Source organism: Ruminococcus sp. (assembly GCF_024684275.1).
Genome location: NZ_JAIKXF010000133.1, coordinates 56,342 through 63,355, shown reverse-complemented (window position 1 = coordinate 63,355; position 7,014 = coordinate 56,342). Strand labels below are relative to the sequence as shown.

Genomic DNA, 7,014 nt, shown 5'->3' with positions numbered 1-7,014 from the left:
GTTTCAGTATTCACAGACAGTTTTCCGCCGCTGCAAAGCTTCTTGTACTCATCAAGAGTTAAAGCACCGTCTGAGTTATATGTGCGGACGAGAGTTTCTTTGCTCGTATATTTTTCGGAATAAGCACCCTTTTCGTTCTCGATATACTCACCAAACCAGAGTCCGAAGAACGACCATATAGCATTGTCACGGAAGGAGCTGTCAACATCCGGTACACTTCCGCACTCGCTTATAGCAACAAGCTTGCCCTTTCCGGCAAATTTCTGTACAGCAGCAAAGCTCTCGTAGAACTTGTCGCCGTAGTCACGGGAATCTGACATATATATGTCAACAGCTGCAATATCGTATCTGCTCTTATCCACAAGAGTACTTTCGCTCTGACCATTCCATATCCATATGAGATTATCAAGCTCGAAATACTCGGTCAGACGGACGTAAATAAGGTCCCAGAGCCATTTGTAGGCATCAGCTCCGGAAGCTCCCCACCAATACCAGTTTCCGTAGCCTTCCGGAAGCGGTCTCCAGAGCACAGGAACGCCTTTATTTTTCAGTGAAGTTAGCTGTCCTGCCATATTATCAATGTCGAGTATGAGGTCATAGCACTCCTCGGAAATATCTCCCTCGCCGTAAAGACCTCTTATCTCCTCCTGCGTGAGCTTTGCTATATCCTTTTTGGTAACTGCCTTTGCAAGCCTGAAGTCAGTCTCCTCAGTCCTTACGGAGCGTTTATCAGAAGGTGAGTTCCAATACCAGCTTGCACACACTATACCGCCGTTTTTGTACCAATCTGCACATGCATCAACGTCCTTGAAGCTCTCATCGTAAGAACCTTCGGGCACTGTCAGGTTGCAGAAGCGGATAACAGGGTATTTACCGGTAGTTTTATATATAAGGTCAAGTTCGGAATTATCATCGTCAGCGGCATACTGTCCGGTTATCATGAATTTTCCGTAATTATCCGTAAGGAAGCTCATAAGCTCTTTTGCAGACTCGCCTGCTTTTTTATTTACAGGCTTACCGTCAGCCTCGTATTTTATCTCACTGAGAGTCTTGTTGTCGGTCAGTTTGAGGTAATCAAGGCAAATATCGCCGTCCTTAGGACAAACAGTTATCTCAGAACCTCCCTTTGTGAGGAATACTCCGTGAATGGTTATCTGAGTAAATTTTCGTTCTGATGCTGTTGAAAAGTCGGTGAGCTGAGCTCCGTTAAGAAGCAGCTGACACTGTGTAACTTTATCCGATTCGATATTGAAAGAAAGGTCGTAATGCTGATTGCTCGGCACATTTATCTTGAATGTCAGCGACTGTTTGCCATTTGGTACAAAGCCTGTAACATAGCCCTTACCGCTGAAATTCTCCTTTTCCGCAGCAACTTTCTGACCCTCTTTCAGCTCGCAGTCCTCAGCCTCATAGAAATCTCCGGTAGCCTGTTTCTGTATCTCAGGTATAGTTACCGGATAATCCGGATACTCTTTATCGGGCACGACCGGCTGTGTAGTTGTGGGGACAGTCTCAGTCTCCTCGACTATCGGCACAGGTGCATTGTCATCTGATTTTTTCGACTTGCTGCAAGCTGCGACCGATGAAGTGCCCAGAGCAGCTGCGGCAGCAAGGGATAATATTCTTTTAATGTCCATTTATGCTCCTTATAGCTTACGCTTTGACTGTATATCTGCTTCCGGCATTTGTATTGAATATCACAACGCCGTCCTCGATGCGTGAGCCAACGCTCTCACCGTCGCAGATTATACTTACTACGCAGTTAGCTCTGAGGCGGCATTCTCCGCCCATATCAGAAGTTATAACTGCTGTTTTCAACTTGCCCTCTGCCCATTCGATGTCCACACCGAAACCGCCTTTTGCACGAAGTCCGGTGATATGACCGTTCTCCCATTCGTGAGGAAGAGCCGGCAGAAGATTTATCTCTCCGCAGCTGCATTGCAGAAGTGCCTCAGCTATTGCGGATATACCGCCGAAATTTCCGTCTATCTGGAATGGCGGATGAGAATCGAGCATATTCGGATTAGTTGAGTACGCAAGGAGCTTTTTGAGATTTTCGTATACCATGCGGCTGTCGAAAAGTCTTGCCCACATATTAGTTATCCACGCACAGCTCCAACCTGTGTGAGTATCCTCGTGGATAAGTCGGCGTACAAGAGTAGCTCTTGCCGCATCAGCAAGCTTAGGAGTCTTATAAGGTGAGATAATGTCAGCAGGATGAAGTCCGAAAAGCTGAGAAACGTGTCTGTGACCGGCTTCTGTTTCGTCATAGTCCTCTGACCACTCCATTATCTGTCCGTACTTTCCTACTTCCGGCTGAGGTATCTTCTTTAGCATTTTTTTGAGCTTATTTGCGAATTTTTCGTCCTTACCGAGTATCGCAGCTGCTTTGATAACGTCATTGAAAAGTACTGTGATTATCTGTGAGTCCATAGAAGGTCCGGCACAGATACAGCCCTTAACTCCGTTGGCGGTGATGTAGGTATTCTCCGGAGACACAGAAGGACAGGTCACCAGATGTCCCTTACCGTCGTCTATGAGGAACTGCACAAAGAATTCGGCAGCCTCTTTCATAAGGTGGTACTTCTCTGCAAGGAATTCCTCATCGAGAGTGTACTCGTAGTGTTCAAAAACATGAAGAGCGAGCCATGCTCCGCCCATAGGCCATAAAGTCGCAGGCTTCCACTCGTCCTGAGGAGCTGTATCTCCCCATATATCGGTATTATGGTGACATACGAACCCCTTGTCTATGCCGTACATTTCCTTAGCTGTGATACGTCCGTTTTCGCAGACTCTCTCCAGCAGGTCAAAAAGCGGCAGGTGGCACTCGGAGAGATTACAGCTCTCTGCCGGCCAGTAGTTCATTTCCGTATTTATATTCACAGTGTACTTGCTTCCCCATGCAGGCCACATTTCCTCATTCCAGATGCCCTGAAGGTTCATAGGCTGAGTACCTGTACGGCTCGCAGAGATCATAAGATAGCGTCCATAGTTAAAATACAGCTCGATGAGCTTGTTATCGTGGATAAGACGTATACACTCCCTGTTATCGAGCTCGTCACCTTTAAGGCGGTCGATACGTTCATCGGTGGTCATCGAAGCGATATCAGCATCGCTATTGTCTTCAAGGGAAAGCTCAACACGGTCAAAAAGGTCTTTATAGTCGTTAATATGGCGGTAGAGCAGCTCGTCGTATTCGCAGCCCAGAGCCATTTCAACGTCCACCTCAGCGGACTCCTCATAGTGTTCGCTGTAAAAACTTGTTCTTACAGAGAGTACTAAGGTCACTTCGTCAGCATTTTCGGCACGGAGCTTGCCTCCGACAGTTCTCAGTGTACCGCCCTTTGCCTTTGCTCCGACTATCGCAGCAAAGAAGATACCGTCACGGCTGCCTGTACCGCCTGTATAGGCGAGCATATTTTTTGCACATGGACGATTATCGTCATAATAGTCATCTCTGCCGTCGATAGAGCAGTCGAGAGTTACCATGCCCTCGTGGTCAGAGCTGATGTGTATCACCATTACCTCGTCCGGAGCTGATACGAACACCTCACGGGTATAGTTAACGTCATTGCAGTTAAACGATACTCTTGCGACAGCCTCAGATATATCAAGACTTCTTGAATAGTCCTTAGCTCTGCCGTTTAGCTCCATATTTATCTTGAGGTCACCGAGAGGCATATAGTGTCTCATATTAGGAGTTACGCCCTGCATTTTCTCGAAAGCGACTTTCTCAGCAGCGGCAACATCTCCGGCAGCAAGCAAGCTGCGGACTTCTGCGAGTCCCTCTTTAGCGTCCGGATTTACTCTGTGACGCAGTCCGCCCGACCATATAGAGTCCTCGTTGAGCTTTATCACTTCCTCGGCAGTTCCGCCGAATATCATTCCGCCTATTCTGCCGTTTCCGACCGGTAATGCCCAGTTGAAATCTTCGGCAGGCTTGTTGTAATTAAGTAGTGTTTCTTTTGACATATATGATACTCCTTTTCAGGGAAATTAACAAAATATTAATATCACTATATTATATCATAATTATCATGCTTTTGCAAATCTACAGACCGGCATCCGCATGAATTCCGGCATTATAATAAATAAAACCGCCCTATGTCGGCGACTTTTGGACAATACAACAAAAGGCTGCCGTACCTTAGTACAGCAGCCATGATCTTGTTATTACTTCTTGTTATTTTTCTTTGATGAGCCGTTCTTCTTGCCGGAAGTATTCTTCTTAGCAGCAGGAGCATCCTTCTTTTCAACCGGCTTTTCTTCCTTTGGAGCTTCCTCCTTCTTAACAGGAGCAGCTTTCTTTTCCGAACCGCCGTTTTCCTTTGCTGCCTCTCTTGCCTTCCACCATGACCATGTTGCAGGTGCAACATAGAGTGATGAGTAAGTACCGGAGATAAGACCGAACATAAGCGGTACAGAGAAGCTGAGAAGTGAATGATAACCGGTTATAAGAACAACAATAGTGATGATAAGCATTGTGCTTATAGTTGTTATAGAAGTTCTGATAGAACGTGTAAGTGACTGAGTGCAGCTTACATTGATAAGCTCATTAAGAGAAGCCTTTGGCATGAGCTTGCGGTTTTCTCTGATTCTGTCGTAGATAACGATAGTATTGTTGATAGAGTAACCGAGGATAGTAAGGAATACGGCAACGATATTTGAATCGATATTGAAGCCGCATACCACTGTAGTTGCAAAGGCAACGAGAAGGTCGAGACAAAGTGCGAATATTGAGCACACACCTGCTGACCAGCCGCCGATATTCTTGAATCGGATAGCAATATAGATGATAACGACGATAGCAGCGAATATAACTGCAACCAAGCACTTGAGCAGGAACTCACGTCCTGATGTAGGGCTAACATCGTTTGAATCGTATATCTCAAGAGCATTGTCGGCAAACTTTTCTCTGAGCGCTGTAGTGAGCTCAGTCTGTCTGTCAACAGTGAGTCCCTCATCTGAGGTAAACGAGATAGTTATCTGCTTTCCGCCCGAATCAAGGCTCTCACCTGTTCTTACAACAACAGATGAACCGACGATATCCTTTACTGTTGAAGCAACGTCGTTTGTATTTATCTCGCCCTGATATGTGTAGGTGATAAGAGTACCGCCCTTGAATTCGATGGCGAGATGAATGCCTCTTATAATAGCTCCTGCGATGAATACGACCAGAACGCCGATAACAACGCCGAGTATGAGTTTTTTCTTTGAACAGAAGTTATAGACCTTCTTGGGAGTTAATACGACTTCCTTCTGAGATTCCTTTTTGCTCATTTCGTATCACCTCCGTAAAGCTTTCTGTTTTTAAAGCACTTGAACTTGGAGAGTGATGTTACCATAAGTCTTGAAGCAAATACTCCGAAGATAAAGTTGCAGACAACACCTGCGAGCAGGGTAAATCCGAAGGAGTAAACAACGCCCTCAGCTGTAGCGCCGAATGCGAAGAAAATAGTCTTGTTGAGTATCTTTGAGAAGAAGCTGTCGGGAACACCGAAAGCGCCCATAAGGATAACTGCGATGATAACGTTTGTGATGTTACCGTCGAGGATAGCGGAGAACGCTCTCTTGTAAGCTATCTTTATAGCAGCATCCAGCGACTTGCCCGTTCTGAGCTCTTCCTTGATACGCTCACCTGTGATGATGTTAGCGTCAACACCCATACCTACTGCAAGTATGATACCTGCGATACCGGGGATAGTAAGAGTTGAGCCGTTCATGAATCCGAACCAGCCTGTGATAGCTGCAACAGAACCTGCGATCTGTCCGCAGAGTGCGATGACAGCCACAACACCGGGAAGTCTGTAAAGGAATATCATGTATACAGCTATTCCGATGAATGCGATAAGAGCTGCAAGGAGAATAGCGTCCAGTGAGCCCTCACCCATTGTAGGAGATATTGTTCTGAAGCTCTTTGTTTCCATTTTGAACGGAAGAGCACCGGAATTTATCTGGTCAGCAAGCTTCTTTGAAGAATCCGCGTCAAAGTTGCCTGATATCTGAGCCTTGCCGTCTGTGATAGTGCTGTTTACTCTCGGAGCGGATATCATAGTGTTATCCATCCAGATAGAGATAGGTGTTTCAGTACCTGAAAGCTCGCCTGTAGCCGCAGCGAATTTCTCTTTTCCTGAGTTTTCGCCGCCCGACTTGAGCTCAAGAGAAACTACATATTCCAGATCCTTGCCATCCTCTGTAGGCAGGTACTGGCTCTTTGCAGAAGCGATATCGTCACCTGTGAGGACTATCTCACCTGAAGGAACGGTATTTCCCTCTGCGTCAGTAGTTGTATCAGTGCCCTTACGGAATGTCAGCTCAGCCATTTCGCCGAGCTCCTTAACGGCAGATTCGGGATCAAAGTCTGATTCGCCGACCTTCCACGGAAAGCGGACGATAATTCTGTCGCTCTTTGTATCGCTGTAGACCTCGTTATCCGTGATGCCGAGTGTAGAAAGTCTTGTCTTTATGACCTCGGTAGCGGAATCCAGCTGACCTTCGTCAGCATCAAAGTCACCTGCGGGACCAAAGGTAACATCAACACCGCCCTTGATATCTATACCAAGTCGGATATCGTCAACGCCCTTGATGTAGGTGTCCCTGGTGTCGCCGTAGAGCTTATCAATACCAAATACTGCTGTTACGGCAAAAATAGCGATAAAAGCAACGACAATGAAGAAAGTTTTTTTGCCTGTCTTTTTCACAGTCATGCCTCCTGTTTTTGGGCTTTTTTACAGGTCTGCCAGTGCGCAGATAAGCCTTTAAGCCCATATTTCCTGTCTCTTTGACAATTACAATTATTGTACTATATTTTTGTAAAAAAGTCAAGCATATAAGCTGAAAATATTCCCATTTCAAAAATATGCACAATTACAGCGGCTTAAATTCGGGATTATGAACAAATTACAGCCTTGCCTGCATGATGACCGGCTCCTGACCGCGGCAAAGCTCCTCACTACAGCAGAATCTTGACTTTATATGTAAAATAATGTATAATATATTGCAGTAAACCGAAAG

At 45.9% G+C, this 7,014-nt stretch carries 4 protein-coding genes; all 4 read right to left on the bottom strand.

What is annotated here, in order from left to right; genetic code table 11:
• Positions 1 to 1,637: glycosyl hydrolase (locus tag K5677_RS14180; protein ID WP_296729265.1), on the bottom strand; the 1,637-nt coding region annotated here is incomplete at its 3' end.
• A 16-nt stretch (positions 1,638 to 1,653) separates the two neighbouring features.
• Positions 1,654 to 3,972 carry a glycoside hydrolase family 95 protein gene (locus K5677_RS14175; RefSeq protein ID WP_296729263.1) on the bottom strand — a complete coding sequence of 773 codons (2,319 nt, stop codon included), beginning with the start codon at positions 3,970 to 3,972 and terminating at the stop codon, positions 1,654 to 1,656.
• A 201-nt stretch (positions 3,973 to 4,173) separates the two neighbouring features.
• Entirely contained in the window at positions 4,174 to 5,280 is a 1,107-nt protein-coding gene (secF, locus tag K5677_RS14170; protein ID WP_296729261.1) for a protein translocase subunit SecF, read from the bottom strand.
• Positions 5,277 to 6,707 (bottom strand): SecD/SecF family protein translocase subunit, encoded by a 1,431-nt coding sequence (locus K5677_RS14165; protein WP_366849524.1) that lies wholly within the window; start codon positions 6,705 to 6,707, stop codon positions 5,277 to 5,279. Before K5677_RS14165 ends, secF begins: the two co-directional genes overlap by 4 nt.
• Positions 6,708 to 7,014 lie beyond the last annotated feature (307 nt).